The organism is Thermogemmatispora onikobensis (assembly GCF_001748285.1).
GTDB classification, from domain to species: Bacteria; Chloroflexota; Ktedonobacteria; order Ktedonobacterales; family Ktedonobacteraceae; genus Thermogemmatispora; species Thermogemmatispora onikobensis.
The window spans coordinates 68,319-85,685 of record NZ_BDGT01000011.1 but is presented as its reverse complement, the minus strand read 5'-3'; the positions used below and the strand labels follow the sequence as shown (position 1 = coordinate 85,685).

At 62.0% G+C, this 17,367-nt stretch carries 12 protein-coding genes; 1 reads left to right on the top strand and 11 read right to left on the bottom strand.

The window, feature by feature from the left end:
• Window positions 1–88: 88 nt before the first annotated feature.
• From BGC09_RS07160 to BGC09_RS07140, 5 genes are all read right to left on the bottom strand, one after another.
• Window positions 89–1,009, bottom strand: a complete 921-nt coding sequence (locus BGC09_RS07160) for a carbohydrate ABC transporter permease (protein WP_084658082.1) — start codon at window positions 1,007–1,009, stop codon at window positions 89–91.
• A complete protein-coding gene (locus tag BGC09_RS07155; RefSeq protein WP_084658080.1) occupies window positions 1,006–1,929 on the bottom strand; it encodes a carbohydrate ABC transporter permease in 924 nt (307 codons plus the stop codon). The genes BGC09_RS07160 and BGC09_RS07155 overlap by 4 nt, the downstream gene beginning before the upstream one ends.
• 399 nt (window positions 1,930–2,328) lie before the next feature.
• Entirely contained in the window at window positions 2,329–3,735 is a 1,407-nt protein-coding gene (locus BGC09_RS07150; protein ID WP_069803207.1) for an ABC transporter substrate-binding protein, read from the bottom strand.
• Between the two features lie 770 nt (window positions 3,736–4,505).
• On the bottom strand, window positions 4,506–5,852 hold the full coding sequence (locus BGC09_RS07145; RefSeq protein WP_069803206.1) for an ROK family transcriptional regulator: 1,347 nt from the start codon (window positions 5,850–5,852) through the stop codon (window positions 4,506–4,508).
• Window positions 5,853–6,089: 237 nt separating this feature from the next.
• Window positions 6,090–9,425, bottom strand: coding sequence for a lectin (locus tag BGC09_RS07140; protein ID WP_084658077.1), 3,336 nt, complete (start codon window positions 9,423–9,425; stop codon window positions 6,090–6,092).
• A gap of 741 nt (window positions 9,426–10,166) precedes the next feature.
• On the opposite strand from BGC09_RS07140, the gene iolB reads away from it, so the two are divergent.
• Window positions 10,167–11,036 carry a 5-deoxy-glucuronate isomerase gene (gene iolB, locus BGC09_RS07135; RefSeq protein ID WP_069803205.1) on the top strand — a complete coding sequence of 290 codons (870 nt, stop codon included), beginning with the start codon at window positions 10,167–10,169 and terminating at the stop codon, window positions 11,034–11,036.
• Window positions 11,037–11,041: 5 nt separating this feature from the next.
• Here the strand turns inward: iolB and BGC09_RS07130 are convergent, their stop codons facing one another.
• From BGC09_RS07130 to BGC09_RS07105, 6 genes are all read right to left on the bottom strand, one after another.
• On the bottom strand, window positions 11,042–11,929 hold the full coding sequence (locus BGC09_RS07130; RefSeq protein ID WP_069803204.1) for a class I SAM-dependent methyltransferase: 888 nt from the start codon (window positions 11,927–11,929) through the stop codon (window positions 11,042–11,044).
• Window positions 11,930–12,164: 235 nt separating this feature from the next.
• The gene (locus BGC09_RS07125) at window positions 12,165–13,214 is read right to left on the bottom strand and encodes a branched-chain amino acid ABC transporter permease (protein WP_176728866.1); all 1,050 of its coding nucleotides are present in this window, start codon (window positions 13,212–13,214) and stop codon (window positions 12,165–12,167) included.
• Between the two features lie 98 nt (window positions 13,215–13,312).
• Window positions 13,313–14,203: a branched-chain amino acid ABC transporter permease gene (locus BGC09_RS07120; protein ID WP_069803203.1), complete on the bottom strand. Its 891-nt coding sequence runs from the start codon at window positions 14,201–14,203 to the stop codon at window positions 13,313–13,315.
• A 30-nt stretch (window positions 14,204–14,233) separates the two neighbouring features.
• Window positions 14,234–15,025, bottom strand: a complete 792-nt coding sequence (locus BGC09_RS07115; protein WP_084658073.1) for an ABC transporter ATP-binding protein — start codon at window positions 15,023–15,025, stop codon at window positions 14,234–14,236.
• Window positions 15,022–15,831 (bottom strand): ABC transporter ATP-binding protein, encoded by an 810-nt coding sequence (locus BGC09_RS07110; protein ID WP_069803202.1) that lies wholly within the window; start codon window positions 15,829–15,831, stop codon window positions 15,022–15,024. Before BGC09_RS07110 ends, BGC09_RS07115 begins: the two co-directional genes overlap by 4 nt.
• 60 nt (window positions 15,832–15,891) lie before the next feature.
• On the bottom strand, window positions 15,892–17,127 hold the full coding sequence (locus BGC09_RS07105; protein WP_069803201.1) for an amino acid ABC transporter substrate-binding protein: 1,236 nt from the start codon (window positions 17,125–17,127) through the stop codon (window positions 15,892–15,894).
• Window positions 17,128–17,367: the final 240 nt, after the last annotated feature.

The window sequence follows — 17,367 nt, the reverse complement described above, 5'->3', positions numbered from 1 at the left end:
CAACAAGAGAGCAGGCCAAGAGTGGTCAGCACCACTACACCGCCTGCTCCCTTCTCTCCCCGGATCTTCCGAAGGCAGGGCGGCCAGACTAGCCCTTGACCGAGCCAGCCAGAATGCCGCGGATAAAGTAGCGCTGCAGCGCAAAGAAGACCACCAACGGCAGCGCCATCGACAGGAAGGCCGCCGCCGTCAGGATCTGGTCATTCTCGCCGTAGGAGCCAACCAGACTGGCCACCGTCAGCGTCATCGGCGCACTCTGCGGATTGCCACCCAAGAAAATCAAGGCCACCAACAGATCGTTCCAGACCCACAGGAATTGAAAGATCACCAGCGAGGCCAGGGCTGGCAGCGACAGCGGCAAGACAATCGTCCAAAACAGGCGGAAATTCGAAGCCCCATCGACATAGGCCGCCTCCAGCAGATCTCGCGGCAACGCGGCGAAGAAATTGCGCAGCAGGAAAATGGCAAAAGGCAGCCCAAAAGCCGTATGAGCCAGCCAGACCGCCGCATACTGTCCCGTCAGCCCGATATTCGTAAAGATCTGCAACAGCGGCACCAGGGCAATCTGCAAAGGAATAATCTGCAGCGTAATGACCCCGAAAAAGAGCGTCTTGCGCGCCGGCAAGCGCATCCAGGCGAAAGCAAAGGCAGCAAACGAGCCGATCAGAGCAGGCAAGATCGTACTCGGCACCGCGATCATCACGCTATTGATAAAGGCGCGGCCCAGGCCCTGCGCCGTGATCACCTGGACATAGTTCTCCAGGGTAAAATGCCACGGCGGCAGCAGCGCCGTCCACCAGCCGCTCGTCGAAATCAAGCCAGGAGGACGGAACGAGCTAATCAACAGGCCCAGCGTCGGCAACGACCAAACCAGCGCGATCAACAAAGCGAGCACCGTCATCGCCTGCTCGCCCAGGCGGCGCAGCCAGGTCCGGCGCCTGGGCAACGAGCGACGCTGGCCCGCCGCCAGCGCCGGGATCAGCGGGTGCCGTACCTGCTCTCCGATCATGCCTGGCCTCCTTCCTCCAGCCGAATACGGCGAATATTGAGGTACATCACCGGCATAATCGCCAGCGTCAGCAAGACCGCCAGCGCGCTGGCCAGGCCATAATTGCCGAAAGTAAAGAGCTGGCGATAAAACTCGACGGCCACCACATCGGTGTTGTAATTGCCCCCTGTCATCACGTAGACAATATCGAACGTCTTTAAAATGTTGATGATCATGGTGGTCGTCACCACAGCGATGGTCGGACTAATCATCGGCACAATCACCCGCCAGAAGAGGACCCAGCGATTGGCCCCATCGATGAGCGCCGCCTCGATGATCTCATCGGGCAGCCCCTTGAGCGCCGCCGAAAAGACCACCACGCAGAAGCCGGTCCACATCCACACATAGACAGCGATCAAGGCAAAAGTGTTGACGCTCGTATTGACCAGCCACGGCTGCGGGGGCAGCTTAAAGAGCGCCAGGATGGCGTTCAGCAGACCGATTTGCGTCTGATCAGGGGCGCGATAGAGGTAGACCAGGCGCCAGATGATGCTGGCGCTCACCATCGAGATGGCCATCGGAATAAAGAGCGCCGATTTGACCAGGCCCTCGACCTTGACCCGATCCACCAGAACCGCAATGACCAGGCCCAGCCCCACCGTCAAGAGGGTGCCAAAGAGCAACCAGAGCAGGTTATTCTTGAGCACAGCCAGCATCTCAGGATCGGTAAAGATCGCCTGGTAGTTTTTGAGGCCCACAAAGCGCGTCGAATCGGCATCCTCGAAGCTGAGCTGAACGGTGTTGATGAAGGGATAGACAAAAAAGAGCAGCAACAACAAGATCGCTGGGGCCACCCAGGCCCACGCCTCTACCGGTAGGCGCAGCCGGCGCCGGCGCGGGCGCAGCGCAACGGGAACAGCCTTCTCAACAGAGAGATCCATAGCAGTCACTCACTCCCTTCGTCCCAGGCTGCTAAGCTCACAAAGCCTGACAACAAGGCAACTAACCAAGCAAGCAAGCAAGTGCAGTGACCCAACCCAGTCGGACCGTGGACCTGGCTTTCCCATGCAATTGGCCCTCCTTCCCACCCTTATCCCCCCCGCTCTCCCCCTGCTCCGAGAAGGAGACGCCCGACCGGGTCAGAGCGAGTCATAGCGAGCGAAGCCGCCAGAGCCAACAATGGCGAGAGGGACCGGCCCCATGCAGTGGTGGTGCAGGAAGCGATCCCTCTCTTTTTCTACTCCTTCTCCCTCAGCGCTGCCCGGCTTCCTTCAAGCAACCTTCATCAGCCATGCCCGGCTTCCCTCTCTCGCAGGTCTGCCCCCAGACGCTCCGCGCATTCAAGAAGGATAGAGACGTGTCGCAGCATCCTCTAGCGAGCGAAGGATGCTATCGAGCTGCGAAGGATTCTGAATATAGGACAGCAGCCCCTTCCAATACTCCTGCTCCATCGACGAAGGCAGCAGGTCGTCCTGGCCCACGCTGAAGTACTTCGCGTTGAGCAGCAGCTCGGCAGTGCGGCGCGAGACCGGGTCAGGATAGACGCTAAGGGGGACCTGCTTATTCACCGAGACCGCGCCCCCCTGCTTCGGCCAGATGCTCTGGCCTTCAGGCGAGGCCAGAAACTCCATATACTGGCGCGTCCCATCATTATCGCGGAAGGCCGACAGGATATTGACAATCCCTGTCACCGAGTTCGCATACTGAGGATTGATCGTCGGGAACGGGAAAAAGTCGAAATCGACGCCCGGCTGGATGCCGGGGAACTGGGTCTTGAGGAAGCTCGCCGTGAAATCGCCGAGGAAGTACATATAGGCCTTCGGCGGACTCTCAAAAGGCAGATAGGCGGCATCCTGGAAATTGGTGGCCAGAACCGACTGCGGCGCCCCGCTGATATAGTGCTTACCGTTGACGATCTCACCAAAAAGCTGGAACGCCTGCTTGACGCTTGGATGAGTCCAGGGGATCTTATGATTGACCCACTGTTGCGACAACTCGGGGCCATTGAGGCTCAGATAGATCTGGTCCACCCAGTCCGCCGCCGGCCAGCCAGTGGAAGAACCACCTTCCACCCCCAGCGACCAGGGATACCTGCCGCTGCTGGCGATCCTGTTCGAGAGGGCGATCATCTCATCCCAGGTCTTAGGCGGCGTGTACCCATTGGCCTTGAACTGCTTCGGGTTGTACCAGACCGTGCTCTTGGTGTTGACACGCGGGATGACCGCGTAGAGGTGCCCATTATAGGAAGAGACATCGAGCCAGATGCGCGCGTACTGCTGCTCCATCTGGCCCATATTGAAAAACCTGTCGAGCTGGAGCAGCTTACCCTGAGCCGCGTACTGCTGGAACTCAGGGACGCTCGACATACCAGCCACATCGGGGGGATTGTTGCCACGCACGCGCGTGCTGAGCACGGCTCGCAGATCGCTGGTCGGCTCTACATTGACCTTGATGCCCGTTTTCTGGGTGAAGGCCGTGTTGATGGCATTGAAGGCCGCCAGCTCGGCGCCACTGAGCTGAGTGAGGACATCGATCGAGCTGACCCTGGGCACATTGCCGCTGCTTGTGTTCAAGGTGCCCGTGTTCGTGCCACCGCAGGCCGCCAGAAGCGCCGTCGCCGCGCCCAGGCTCAGCCCCGCCGCTGTCGCCCGTTGCAGAAATTGGCGCCGATTGATGGTGCTGGTAGTCAGATACTCCTCAACCAGCTGGTCTAACTCCTTCCGTGCACGCCGATCATAGATGTTCATCACTCACCGACCTCCTCGTGCTGCAGGAGTAGAGTGCGACCACAGAGAAGCCCCGTCGCTACGCTGTCGGCGTCAGTTGGAGACCAGGTCTGTACTGCCTGCCGCTCGTTCGCATTGGACCGGGCTGACGCGCCGCGGCCTCTCCTCACTCGCCGCGCTCAGAGCGAAGCGCGCTCCCTGCTGAGCCACGAGCGGGCAAGGAAAGATCGACTGACTCGACCACCCCAGATCGCAGCCGTAAAGCCCCCTCTTGCCAGACTCCCACGATGCGAGGATCGGCTCTTGCTGCGACGAGCTGGCGACGAAGGAATAGAAGGAGAGGGGAGGCACAGCCAACCACAACCACAACAACAAGCAAGGTTCTACTCAAGCTCAAAGGCGCTGTCTCAACCAGCCATTCGACAGGGACAGGCAACAACGACCAGCGGCGAAGGGCGCTTCTCCCCGGTCACAGAAGGTGAAACAGGGAGCCTGCTCTGCCTCCCCTACCCACTGCTCAAGAGCGCTAAAACCTGAATATGTCCTGCATCTCCCCTTGTTCCCTTCTCTTCACGAGAATGAGGATACCATACCCGGCTCCAGTTGTCCAGAGTATTTGCCCGTCACGCCGTCATAACCAGTCTCAGCAAGCTTGTACTTTTCTAATAGGGTGCATCTTCTTCAAAAGATCAGCGTATCTGTCGATCGTTCTCCATGTGTCTGTCATTCAGATCAGCGGCTGGCACACCAGGCATCTGAGGCTCGATCTCAGGAGTGTTCAGCCCCGCCCATCAGGGCGCAGCAAGGAAGGCTGAAGCGGGGAGCGAGAAGGCGGCATCCAGCACAGTCAGAACGGAGCCGAGGGCAATGGCATTGCCCTCCAGAGCGCTGGGCAGAATCTGCGTGCCTTTCCAGGCCGCGGGCAGACTGACCGTCGCCGCGACGCGACGCAGCGGCGTCAGCAACAGCTCACCGGCACGCGCCACCCCACCATCCAGCACAATGGCTGCGGGATTGAGCAGGTTCACCAGACCGGCCAGGGCCAGCCCGAGCCGCTCGCCGGCGCGCTCAATGGCGGCCATGCTGGCAGCATCCCCCTGGCGGGCGGCCTCGATCACATCGGCAATATCGACCGTTCCATCCGCCGCGCGCGCTGCCAGTGCTGGCTCAGGGAAGGTCGCATCCTGGCCTGCTCCCTCCAGCTTGCGCCGCAGCGACTCCCCACGGCAGGCATCGGCAACGATCGCCCGCGCTCCCGCCAGCGTCTCCAGGCAGCCGCGATTGCCACAGACGCAAGGCGGACCATTCTCGTCGATACTCAGGTGGCCCAGCTCGCCAGCGCTGCCAGTATGGCCACGATAGATGCGCCCATCGATGATCAGGCCGCCGCCGATGCCAGTGCCTACCTTGATATAGGCCATCTGGCCCACACCACGCCCGGCACCACAGCGGCTCTCGCCGAGCGCCCCCATGTTGGCATCATTATCGATATAGAGGGGACAGGGAAACTCAGCCTGCAACCGCTGCCAGAGATCAAGGTTCTCCCAGCCGGGCATATGGGGCGGCGAGCTGAGGCGGTGCAGGTCCGGCGAGAGCGGCCCCGGAATACCCAGCCCGATGCCAAGCAGCTCCTGCCAGCCAACCCCCTGCTCTTCAAGGAAACGCCGCACCTCGGCCACCAGCAGCCTCAGACACTCCTCCGGCCCGCGCCCGGTATCGAAAGGCAGCGCGCGCTGCGCCACAATCTCCGGTGCCAGGTTGGTCAGGATCATCTTCACATGGGTCCGGCCCACGTCGAGGCCAAGGATGCGCCCCGCGTCCGTGTTAAAATGCACCAGAATGGCGCGCCGGCCACCACGCGGCGTGGCATCCAGCAGATGCCCCTCGCGCACCAGCCCCTCACGCAGCAGAGCATCGACGATGCTGCTCACGGTCGTGCGCGACAGCCCAAGACGCTGGGCCAACATGACGCGCGCCAGCGGCCCATGCTCGCGAATATAGTTGAGCACCAGCAGACGATTGAATTGACGAATGCGATGCAGATCAGCCCCCCTCAGCGCCGAGGCGCTGACCATCTCCTCCGCGCGCCCCTCCCGCGCACGCATATCAGCTAACAGAGAATGAAGAGTTTGCTCCACAGCCTTATCGGCACCTTCCTTACCCTTGTTCCCCCGCTCGCCCGCTTCTACCACTGGCAGCCCGCAGCGCGGAAGAAACAACGTTCCACGCACTGATGGTGGGGATTGTAGCATCTGCCATCTTAGTTTGTCAAGCGTCGCAACTAAGCTAAGCAGGAGAAGAGCAGGCGAGGAGGGCGCTGGCTGCCCCCAAGGTGACCAGCGCCCTCCCCGGCATCGAGCTGACAGAGATCGGTCTTAGCTCAGAGCATAAGCAAAGAGATGCAAGTGGCCCTGACTCACCGTCGCCGGTAGAGTAATGCTGGCCACGGTCTTGCCGGCCTCCAGACTGATCGGGGCGCTGGCGAAGAGGTAGGTCTCGATTTCCTGGGGCGTACCCGAGCCGCTATTGCGATAGGGCATCTGGGCGGCCACCACATTGCCGTAGGCGGGCGAGCTGGCACCAGCGTTGAGCGTCCAATCGCTGAAGCCGAGCTGGGCCGTCTGGGTACTCCCATCGGTGTAGGTAATGGTCACCGTACCGACCGATGGACCATTGGTAGCGCTGCCCAGGAAGGTCAGCCGGGTTGCACCGGGTTTGGGCGCGACCTGGAGAGTCTGGCCGGAGCACTGGACATTATCCTGCATTTCAACCGGGACGTTGGGCCAGGTATAACTGACGCCATTGACCGTGACAGTGGCGCCGGGCTTGTAACCCAGGCCGGCCAGAAGCTGGGCCGAGTAGCTAAAATGCGAGCCATCGAAATCGGCGATGGTCGGCGTATGATCGTCGGAGATGCCAATGTTGTTAACAAGCGGCAGCAGGCTGCCCGTGGGGGCGACCAGCACCGGCAAGGTGACAGTGGGCAGCGCGGAGCCATTGGCGGTCTGCACTTGAACGGTCACAGTTCCATATCCCTCTGGCTGATCCGCCACGGCGCTGATAGTCAGCGTCTGGCTGGCGGAGCCATAGGCCGGCACGCTGAAACTGCCGCTGGTTGGCGAGACGCTCAGGCCGGCAGAGGGGTGAGCGCTCCAGTTGACACTCTGCGTGTTGCCGAGCAGGTCGCGAGCGATCAGACTGACCTGGGTGCTGGCGCCGGGGGCGAGACTGGCGCGCGCAGGCGAGAAGCTGATACGGGCCGCCATCTGGCCAGTAGCGTAAGAAGGAGGGGCATCGGCGGGGTCGCTGCCCCAGGTGGTATCAGGCGCCGTGTCCAGCACAAAGTCGAGGGTGCCCCCCTGGGCAATGAAGGAGGGCGGCAGCCAGGGGCGCGTCGTGCTCTGGCCGTTGACACGCAGGCTCTGCACGTAGGGCACGTTCTCGGCGGCCTGGGGCGCGTTGATCTGGATGACCTGGCCACTCGGGCGCGTCACTTTGATGCTCGGGAAGAGAGGACTGGCCAGGACCAGGTCGGCGGTGCCGGGCACGATGGGAAAGAAGCCCAGGGCTGCAAAGACGTACCAGGAGGACATTTCTCCGAGATCGTCGTTGCCGGCCAGGCCGCCCGGTCCGGGCGCGTAGAGCGTATTGACCACCTGGCGCACCACCTGCTGGGTCTTGTAGGGAGCGCCGGCGTAGTCGTACTCCCAGGGCGTTTCAAGCGTCGGCTCATTGCCCAGAAAAGCGTAGGGCTGGTCCGGTCCAGCGTTGAGCTGGGAGAAAAAGGTGTCCAGCCGTGGCAGTACTTTGGCGTTGCCGCCGAGGGCGTCGAAGAGGCCGCGCAGGTTGAAAGGCACCATCCAGTTATACTGCGCCCCGTTGCCCTCGACCCAGCCCGCTTGACTGGCCGGATTGTAAGCAGAGGGGAAAGAGCCATCGGCATTGCGCGGCTCCAGGTAGCCATCGGCGGGATTGAGCAGGTTCTCCCAGTCCTGGGCGCGGGCCATGAACTTCTGTCCATCAGCCTGGTCGCCCAGGGCCTGGGCCAAGGCCCCAACAGCAAAATCGGCGCTGTCGTACTCGAGCTGCGTGGCCGCCGGCCCATAGAAGCTACAGCAACCATAGCCGCCGTCCTGGGGCAAGTAGCCCAGCTCGTCCAGGTAGCGCAGACCAGGCCGAATGCCGTTCGGCTGCGTCGCCTCCTGGATCATCGCCGCCAGAGCAGCCTGCGTATCGAAGTCGTGGGCGCCGAAGGCGTAGGCACCGGCGATGATCGGATCAGCCGGATCACCGACCATGACATAGGTTTCGCCGTTGGCCAGACTCCATTTGGGCAACTGGCCGCTCTGCTGGTAGGCCAGGACCATTGACTGAATGATATCGCTGGTCTCCTGGGGCGCCAGCAGGGCCAGGAGCTGGATCTCCGAGCGGTAGATGTCCCAGCCCGAGTAGTTGGCATAGAAAGCGTGGCCGCGCGGCAGCGTGTGAACCTGGCCGTCGAAGCCGATGTACTGCCCGTTGACATCCGAAAAGACGTTGGGCTGCAGCAGGACATGGTAGAGAGCAGTGTAGAAGGTGGTGAGCTGGGTAGAGGTACCGCCGCTGACCTGAACCTCGCCTAGCCAGCGATTCCAGGTTGCCTGAGCCTGCTGGCGCACCTGGTCGAAGTTGCCATCGGGGTCCTCGCTGTCGACATTGAGGCGAGCATTGTCGCCGCTGACGAAGGAGAGGCCGACACGGACGATGACGACGTTGTCGCGCGCTGTGTCGAAGGTGACAAAGGCCCCCGAGCCGGGACCGGAGACGGTGACATCTGGGTGCTGACGGGCCGCCTGCACCAGGGCGGGCGAAGGCCGGGCCCCACGGGCAAGCTGGGCCTGGGCCGCCTGGACCGCGCTGACCTGAGAGGGCACCTGACTGCCACCACGCGCGCTGCGGCTGCCGGTGCTGACAGCGTTGTTATGCCAGGTGCCGATACTGGCGAAGGGCTGGCTAAAGCTGGCCCAGAAGTAGAGGCGGTAGACATCGCTGGCCCCGCAGAAATGGCCGCTGCTGACCCAGCCCGAGATGCTGTGGCTCGCCGGATCGATGGTCACCTCAGCGTCAAAGGCCCCGTTGGCGGAGCCAGAGACATTGACGAGCATGGTCGCGGTCTGCCCGCGCGGATAGGTGAAGCGCCCAATGCCGCTGCGCTGGGTGACGCTCAACTCCACTTTGACGCCGCTGTCAAGGGTGACGGCATAGTAGCCGGCGCTGGCTTGCTCGTTGCTGTGGGAGAAGGGAGCAACGTAGCGCATGGGGTCCGCCGCCGGCGAGTCGCTGACCGTGCCGAGGTAGGGCAGGAAGGGAATGTCTCCATAGACGCTACAGCCGGCACCGCTGAGATGGGTCAGGCTGAAGCCGCGCAGGCGATTATCGTTGTACCAGTAGCCGCCGGGCACGTAGCTGACGGTGTCGGGACTCCATTGCACCATGCCAAAGGGGAGGTCGGCCCCGGGAAAGGTGTCCCCGCCGCCGAAGGGTGCACCCTGTTGAATACCCGTGCCGGTGAAAGGATCAACCAGATCGGCCAGGTTGGTGTCGTGGACCGGCGTCGGCGCCCGCTGCACCGCCAGCGCTGACCCAGGTAAACCGGCCAATGGGATGACTAGCAGTACGGTCAAGATGATGATAGGAAAGAGCCAGAATCTTGCGCTCGTGACGTACCTCATCGTGGCGTTCTCCTCATCTCTCGTTCGTGGAGCGGCAACCACGTCCTTCGTCGATAGGCCGTCTGACTGCTGCACTATCTCCCCCGAGCGCAGCCACAGTAAGTACTGCGACAGCACAGCACTGCGAGGGCGCCGTGAGCTACATGAGCTGCGCGCAGCCACGACGATGGAGCCGCAACTGCTCCGGCAACGCTGCGGACGAACCAGATCAACGGTGGAAAGGCAGTCTTCGGGCCATGTTCCCCCAGCTGGCCCTCAGATCATGGCAACGATCGCTTGCAGGAAGGGCACCCCGCCAGCCAGATCTGTCTCCGAGGTTGTTGCTTCTCTAGCTGGCGCTTCCCAGATTAATTGGCACATTTGACTATCTTACTTCCACAGGAGTAATGATACACCGCCCCTGTAAGATAGTCAAGTGTACCAACCAACTGCTGCGCTTGCGGCGCAGCCCAGACAGCTGTAGCGACGAGAAGCGCAGGCGCACGGAGCAATCGCCTGATTCGTCCGCGTCCTGCGGGTCGGCAGTATCAGCACTCGCCCGAGGCGGGGTGAGAGCGCTTCCTGCTTGCTCGTCGTGCCCCTATTCAAGAGCCGTGGCCTTCGATTATCATGGTAGGAGGAAGAAGAGGAGCGGAGAGCGCGCGGCTGAAAAGCGAGTAAGGGGGTAAGCCAGAGCAAAGAGAAGCTGGCTGATTGGCAAGGGCAGCGCTCTCCATTACAACAGCTATGAGGGAGTCTGGTATGGGTTTGCTCATTCGTCCAAGGCCAGGGCCGGCCCTGGCCGAGGGGCCGCAGGAGAGGCTTGTGGTGACGCCGTCCTCGGCTGGCTGGCACTATGTAGCGTTCACGGTTTATCACCTACGTGCAGGCCAGCGGCTCAGGGGAGCGGCGAAAGGGCAGGAGAGCCTGGTGATGATTCTGACGGGTGTAGGCGAAGCCTGGCTGAATGGCCAGGCGCTGGGGGAAGTGGGCGAGCGCCTGAGCGTCTTCGACGACCGCTCTCCCTATGCCCTCTATCTCTCCGTCGATGGGCATTACGAGATCGTCTGTCGCTCCGAGGAAATGGAGATCGCCGTGGCCGCGGCGCCCGCGACCGAGCAGCATCTGCCAGCGCGCCTGATCGGGCCGCCCGCTATCAGTCTGGAGATTCGCGGCTCCGGCCAGACCGAGCGCCGCATCCGTCATATTCTGGACACCGACCAGGAGGCTGAGCGTCTGATCGTCGTCGAGGTGATCACTCCGGGCGGCAACTGGTCGTCATTTCCGCCGCACAAGCACGATACCGAGAATCCGCCGCAGGAGTCTTATCTTGAGGAGACCTACTATCACCATATCCAGCCCGCGGATGGTTTTGCCATTCAGCGTGTCTATACCGATGATGGGCTGGACGAAACCATGACGGTACACGATGGTGAGCTGGTGCTGGTGCCGCGCGGCTACCATACGGTGGCGGCAGTGCCGGGTTGCGACCTGTACTATCTGAACGTCATGGCCGGTCCGCGCCGGGCCTGGCAGTACCAGGTTGATGCCGCCTTCCGGCGCCTGCTGCCACCTTCCGGCTCGATTATGGGCACCGTACGACGCCCCGGCGCTTCGAGCGCGGGCCGCTGATGCGGTCAGGCCGGCTTGCGCCCCCAGGCGGTCACAGCCACGGCCAGGCCGCGGAAATCTCCGGCCTGCATCTCGGCCAGAGCCTGCTGGGCCAGTCGCTCCAGCTCTTCTTTGGTGGCCAGGCCCAGGTGAATCAGGAAGGGGCGCGAGACCTCGAGCAAAATCATGACGTCCTTGAAGAAACTGTAGTGGGCCGGCGCTTCGCTGGACCAGTCCAGGGCGCTGGCCCGCAGACGCACCTGCTCGAAGCCACCCTGGCGCAGGAAGGGGGCCAGCTGCGGGGTGATGCCAATATGGCGCCCATCCGGGGAAAAGCTCTGGCCAGCACGCTTGAGAGCCTGAAAGCTTAAGGCAAAGAAGCGCTCGGTCGCCTCGCTATTGGTCAGCGGCCCCTCGGTATCCGTGAGACAGAGCACACCGCCTGGCTTGAGCAGGCGCCAGCACTCTTTGAGGAGTTCGGGCCAGGCCATCGGCAGCATAAAGCTGCTCAGCAAGCGCCCATTGATGACATCAAAGGAGGCGTCGGGAAACGCCAGCGGCTTCATGACATCCATGACCAGAAAGCTGGCGTTTTCCAGACGCCGCGCCTGGGCCTGGGCGCGCGCGTACTCGATCATGCTCGGGCTGATATCGACGCCAATGAAGTCGGCCTGGGGATAGAGAAAGGCCGCTTCCAGAATCCAGCCCCCTGGCCCACAGGCCAGGTCAAGGACACGCCCCTCCTTCGGAAGCGTCAGCTCTTCGGGAAAGACGCCTCCCATTGCCTCGATCGCCAGGCGATTCTGCTGCATGAGACGCGCCAGTTCGGCGGCCTGCTCGGTATCAATATGATAGGTTGAGCCTGCGCCGGCCTCTGTCCCGGCCCTGTTGTCCTGCTCATCAGGGGAAGCCATGACTTTGCTCTCCTCGTCGCTGCACTGACAGCATTTCGCTCAGAAGATAAGACCAACCGCAGCAGAGCTAGCGGCATGCCAATTTTGTGTCATGTCACACAAGATCTCATCGGAGCTAGCCCGCTGGGCGGTCTCGCACGTTTTGCCTCTTTGCTTGAGCATAGCAGAGCAAGGCAGCACCTGGCAAGCCCCCACTCCCTTTGTCTCTTGTCTGGGCCTGGGGATCGAGCAAAACCTAGACCGTCAAGCGGCGTCCGCGCACCCGGCGCACCCGGCGCACCCGGCGCACCCGGCGCACCCGGCGCATCAGGCCCATGAGGCCATAGGGAGCCAGGAGTGCCACCAGAATCAGGATGATTCCAAAGACCACACGGTCAAACTCCGGTGAGATGGTGGACCCGAAAAATGGCAGTTCGCCGGCCAGAATGCGCAGCACCTGGGCCGTCACCAGCATCAGCGGCACCCCGATGACCGGCCCCTGCCAGGTGCCCAGGCCCCCGACCAGGCTCATCAGCACCACATCGATCGAAATATCCAGGCTGAACGTCCCTTGCGGCTCAATATAGCTCGTATGAAAGGCATAGATCGCCCCCGCGATGCCAGCGATACAGGCGCCCAACAGCAGAGCCTGCGTCTTCAGCCAGGTTGTACGCACCCCCAGGATCTCCGCCGGGTCCTCATCCTCACGAATAGCCACCAGGGCATAGCCAAAGCGTGAGTGCTCGATGATGAAGGCCAGCAGCACCGTCAACGCCATCAGACCCAGAAAAGCATAATAGAATATTTGTTCGTTCGTGAAGGAATCGAACGGCAAAGAGGGCATATAGATCCCACTGGCGCCGCCAGTGATCCCGAGATTCGTGACCAGCACCTGCGTTAGAAAGCTGATGACCAGGGTCAGAATAGCGAAGTAGACGCCACGCAAGCGCAGGGCTGGTACCCCCACCAGCAGCGCCACCAGCGTAGCGCCGATTCCCGCCAGAGGAATGGTCAGCAAAGGATGGACATTGTCCTGGGTACAGAGGACGCCGGCGGTATAGGCGCCGACGCCAAAGAAGGTCACCATGCCGAAATTGAGATAGCCGGCGTAGCCCCCCAGAATATTCCAGCCCTCTGCCAACATGATGTACATAAAGACCGAAGACAGGGTCGTCACCCAGTCCAGAGGGATCAAGACGCCGAGCAACGCCAGCAAGCCCAGCGCCGCCGCCGCCCCCAGCCCGCGATAGAGCCACGCCCGCCAACGTGCTCCGGTCGCCACTCGCTCAAGCAGAGCACTACTCATAGTGATCATCCTCCCGCTCGCCCCCTGCTACTGCGTCCAGCCGCAGCGCAGCAGCCGGACAGCCACTTCACCGCGCGCTCACCCCATCTCAGCGCTCGTCAGAGCGTGCGGCTCTGGCTCCCGGCCAGCCCCTGGCCGCGCACCAGCAGCGCGACCACCAGCAGCAGGTAGACGATGAAGTAGACATACTGAAAAGGAAAGAGGACACTACTCACGGTCTCGATCAGGCCAATGAGCAGGCCGGCCAGCAGCGTATTACGGATGCTGCCCAGGCCGCCGATGACCACTACGAGGAAGGCCCAGGCCAGCCAACGATAGTGGTCCTGTGGATCAAAAGGAAAGATCATAGCCAGTGCCACGCCCCCAACGCCGGCAGTTGCCGTAGCCAGGCCAAAGACCAGCAGTGAGAGACGATCGGTATCAATGCCCGAGATACGGGCCGCATCGCGGTTCTGGGCCATGGCGCGGATGGCCTTGCCATAGAGCGTTGAGCGCAGAAAGGTATCGAGAAGCCCCACAAGAACCAGGGCGATAACGGCGGTAATCAGGCGCGGTACAGCAATGGCGATGCCATCGAGGGTCAGGGAGGCATTGGTATAGCTCACCGAGAGCACCTGCGTATCGGTCGTCCAGCGCAGGATTGCCGCCCCCTCAATCACCACCAGGACCCCAAAGAGCACCAGCAAGCCCGTCGTCTGCGAGGTACGCGCCACGCGGCTGATCAGCAAGCGCTCCAGGAGGACCCCGATCAGGAAAAAGACTGGCACAGCAACGACGGCACTGATGATAGGATCAAGGCCCAGGCGCTGCAGCAGCTCTAAGGCCAGATAGGAGCCAAGCATGATGAGCGTGCTGTGAGCGACGTTGACCACCCCCATGATCCCCAGCGTCAGGCTCAGGCCGAGCGAAATCAGGGTATAGACCAGGCCGAGCAGCAAGCCATTGATCAGCGCCTGCACCAGCAGCGACAGGCTGATCGTTGTCAGCATCGCGCCTCTCCTTTTTCTCTTCTGCCCAAACTAAAAGCGCAGCCAGCTCTTGATCAGAGCTTCCAGGCGGTCCTCGAAGGCGCCACGCTCGCCCTCCAGATTGTTGCGGCCATACTCCAGCGTGTAGACATAATCGGCCAGGGCCACGGCGGCGCGCACATTCTGATCGACCAGGAGAATGGTCCGCCGCTCCTCCTTGAGACGTGCCACTTCCTCATAGAGCTGGTCGACGATGACCGGCGCCAGCCCCACCGAAGGCTCGTCGATCAAGATGACACGCGGCTCGGCCATCATCATGCGCCCGATCTCGACCAGACGTTGCTGGCCGCCGCTCAAGCTGCCGGCCTGCTTCTGGCGCCATTCTTTGAGCAAGGGATAGCGCGCGTAGATCGCCTCCAGGGCCGCACTCAGGCGGCGACGGTCGCGCACCAGGAGCCAGCCGCCGATCTCCAGGTTCTCCTGCACGGTCAGCTCGGGAAAGACCGAGCGGCCCTGCGGTAGCAGCGCCATACCCAGCTCCAGACGCCGATGAGGCGGCACTGCAGTGATCTCGCGTCCGTCGAGCAGGATTTGCCCGCTGCGCGGCCTGAGCAGACCATAGAGGACGCGCAAGGCCGTCGATTTGCCCGAGCCATTCGGTCCCAGCAGTACGGTCACTTTCCCTGGACGGGCCAGGAGGCTGACGTTGTTCAGGACCAGGTCGTGACTGTAGTAGCCGGCAGTGACCCCGCGCATACTCAAGCCAGCGCTCGCACCTGCCGCCAGCCCATTAGGCGACGGCGCGCCAGAGCCTGCCGGCACGTCAGCAGGGTGCCTCATCATGACGGTTGCCCTCCTGCCTGCTCCAAAGCGGAAGAAGAAGACAATGACGATGAGGACGAAGGCAAGGTCTGGGCCTGGCCTCGCCCTCCAGCATGGCCCAGATAGGCGGCGATCACGTCAGGGTGCTCGCTGACCTCCTGGGGGGTACCGCGGGCGATAATCTGGCCGTAGCTCATGCAGATGATGGTCTGCGCCAGGCTCATCAGGTCAGGAATCTCATGGCTGACGATAATAAAGGAGACCTGGCGATCTTGCTGCGCCTCGCGGATGCGCTCCAGCAACAGGGCCTTGATCTCGGGATGGACGCCTCCGAACGGCTCGTCCATCAGCACCAGTCGTGGCTCGGTCATTAAGGCCCGAGCGAACTCTAACAGCTTCTGCTGACCACCAGACAGCTCGCTGGCCGGCAGGGCTTGATAGCGCTCCAGGCCGACAAAGGTCAGTAGCTGGCGAGCCCGCTCTCGGGCAACGGAACCTGGAAGATGGGCATGCACCAGCGGCACCAGCATATTCTGAGAGACGGTGAGCGTGTGGAAGACGCGCGCATTCTGGAAAGTGCGACTGACGCCCAACAAGGCCAGCTGATGGGGGCGCAGATTACGTGTAGAACGGCCACGATAGCGAATTTCTCCGCTATCGGGTCGATAGAGGCCATTCAAGGTATTGAGCAGGGTAGTCTTGCCGGAGCCGTTGGGTCCAATGAGACCCATGAGAGAGCCAGCCTCCAGCGAAAACGAGACGCGCTCTAGCGCCACAATGCTCCCGAAGCGTTTCGAGAGGGAGTCGACCTGCAAGACAGGTTCCATCGTTGCTCTCCCATGTCGAAGACGTGCCAGAGGGAGGGTGGCCTCCCTCTGTGCGCGTCGCTACTGCAGTTGTGGCCTGGCGGTAGCCCGGCTGGAAGGCCAGACTACCTCATTTTTGCCGTTGAGATATTGCACGAGCACGGCATTGTAGTGGGGCATACCGTATTGATCAAAGGTCAGCGGTCCATTGACAGTGTTGAAGCGATGGCTCAGGACATAGGCCCGCAGTTGCTGCTGATCGAGGGTGCGCGCGCCCTCGACCGCTTGCTGCATGACCTGCAGAATGGTCATGGCCACGGCGGCATATTGGCTGAAGACAGCCTCATGCCGTACCTGCTGCAGCATGGTGAAGAGATCCTTGATGCCATCGTAGTTGTCGCTGGGTACAGCCATCGCCGTCGAGAAAATACCCTCGCCAGCAGGCCCCAACTGGGCCCAGTAGGGGAGCGAGGTCACTAGCGAGCCACAGGCGCAGTAGATCTTTGGCTTGAAGCCGAGCGAGTAGGCGGTACGCGCGATGAGGGCCGCCGGGTTGGGTAGTGAGAGCGCGAAGAAGAGATCGACCTTGGCCGCCTTGGCCCGCTGGATCAGGCCACTGACATCGGTGGCCGTGGGTGGATATTCTTCATTGAGGACGATTTGCATCCCGCGCTGCCTGGCAAAGTTGATGACGCCGCCCTGACCCTGGTAGCCGTCGCGCACGGCCAGCGTAAAGGGATTCTGCTCGGTGACGATACCGACGCGCGTGGGCCGCTCGCTGGCGGGCAGGGAGTCGATCATCTCGAAGACGCCGCGACTGTAGTCAGGCTCCTGGTAGGTGTAGGAGCCAATCATCCACTCTGTGCTTTTGAAGAGCTTGATGCCTACAAAGCCGCCGTTCCAGAGGATCATGTGGTTGGCGGCAGCAATGGGCAGCACGGCCCCGCCAATGGCTGTCGTATAGGGCGAGAGCAGGAGGTTGACTTTGTCTTGATGGATGAGCCGCTGGTAGAGGCTCTGGGCCGTGGCCGGGTTACTCTCGTCGTCGTAAATAATCATTTTGACGGGATGACCAAGCAGGCCGCCGTGGCTGTTGACTTGCTGGAGCCAGTAATCATAAGTGGCCTTGTAGTCCGCCGAGGGGCCTGCATAGGCCCCGGTCAGGCCAAGGGTGCCGCCGATGACAATCGGCTGACCTGCCGGCGGCAGCTCGTTCGCTGAGCTGGAGCTGCTGCCAGTGCTTTGGGCAGCGCTGCAAGCGGTCAGCACCAGGATCAGCAGCACGGTTATCGTGATGAAGAGACGAAAAGACTTCATGTCGTCCTCCTTACGCGACGCCTCGCGACAGAACAGACGGGCAAGCCTGTCTCCGGTGGGAAGTCACCGTCCTCCCGTGCAGGTGGGCGCTCCTGCTTCCTGCTCTCTGTCCGTGTGGACGGCCCGCAATCCACTGGGAACGACAGCCCACCCGGCCCGGTCTTGCTCTGCCCGACTGTGGACCTGCCACAGAACGACGCTGTTCGTGTCGCTACTCTGCAGTGCCCTGCTTCAGTGAAG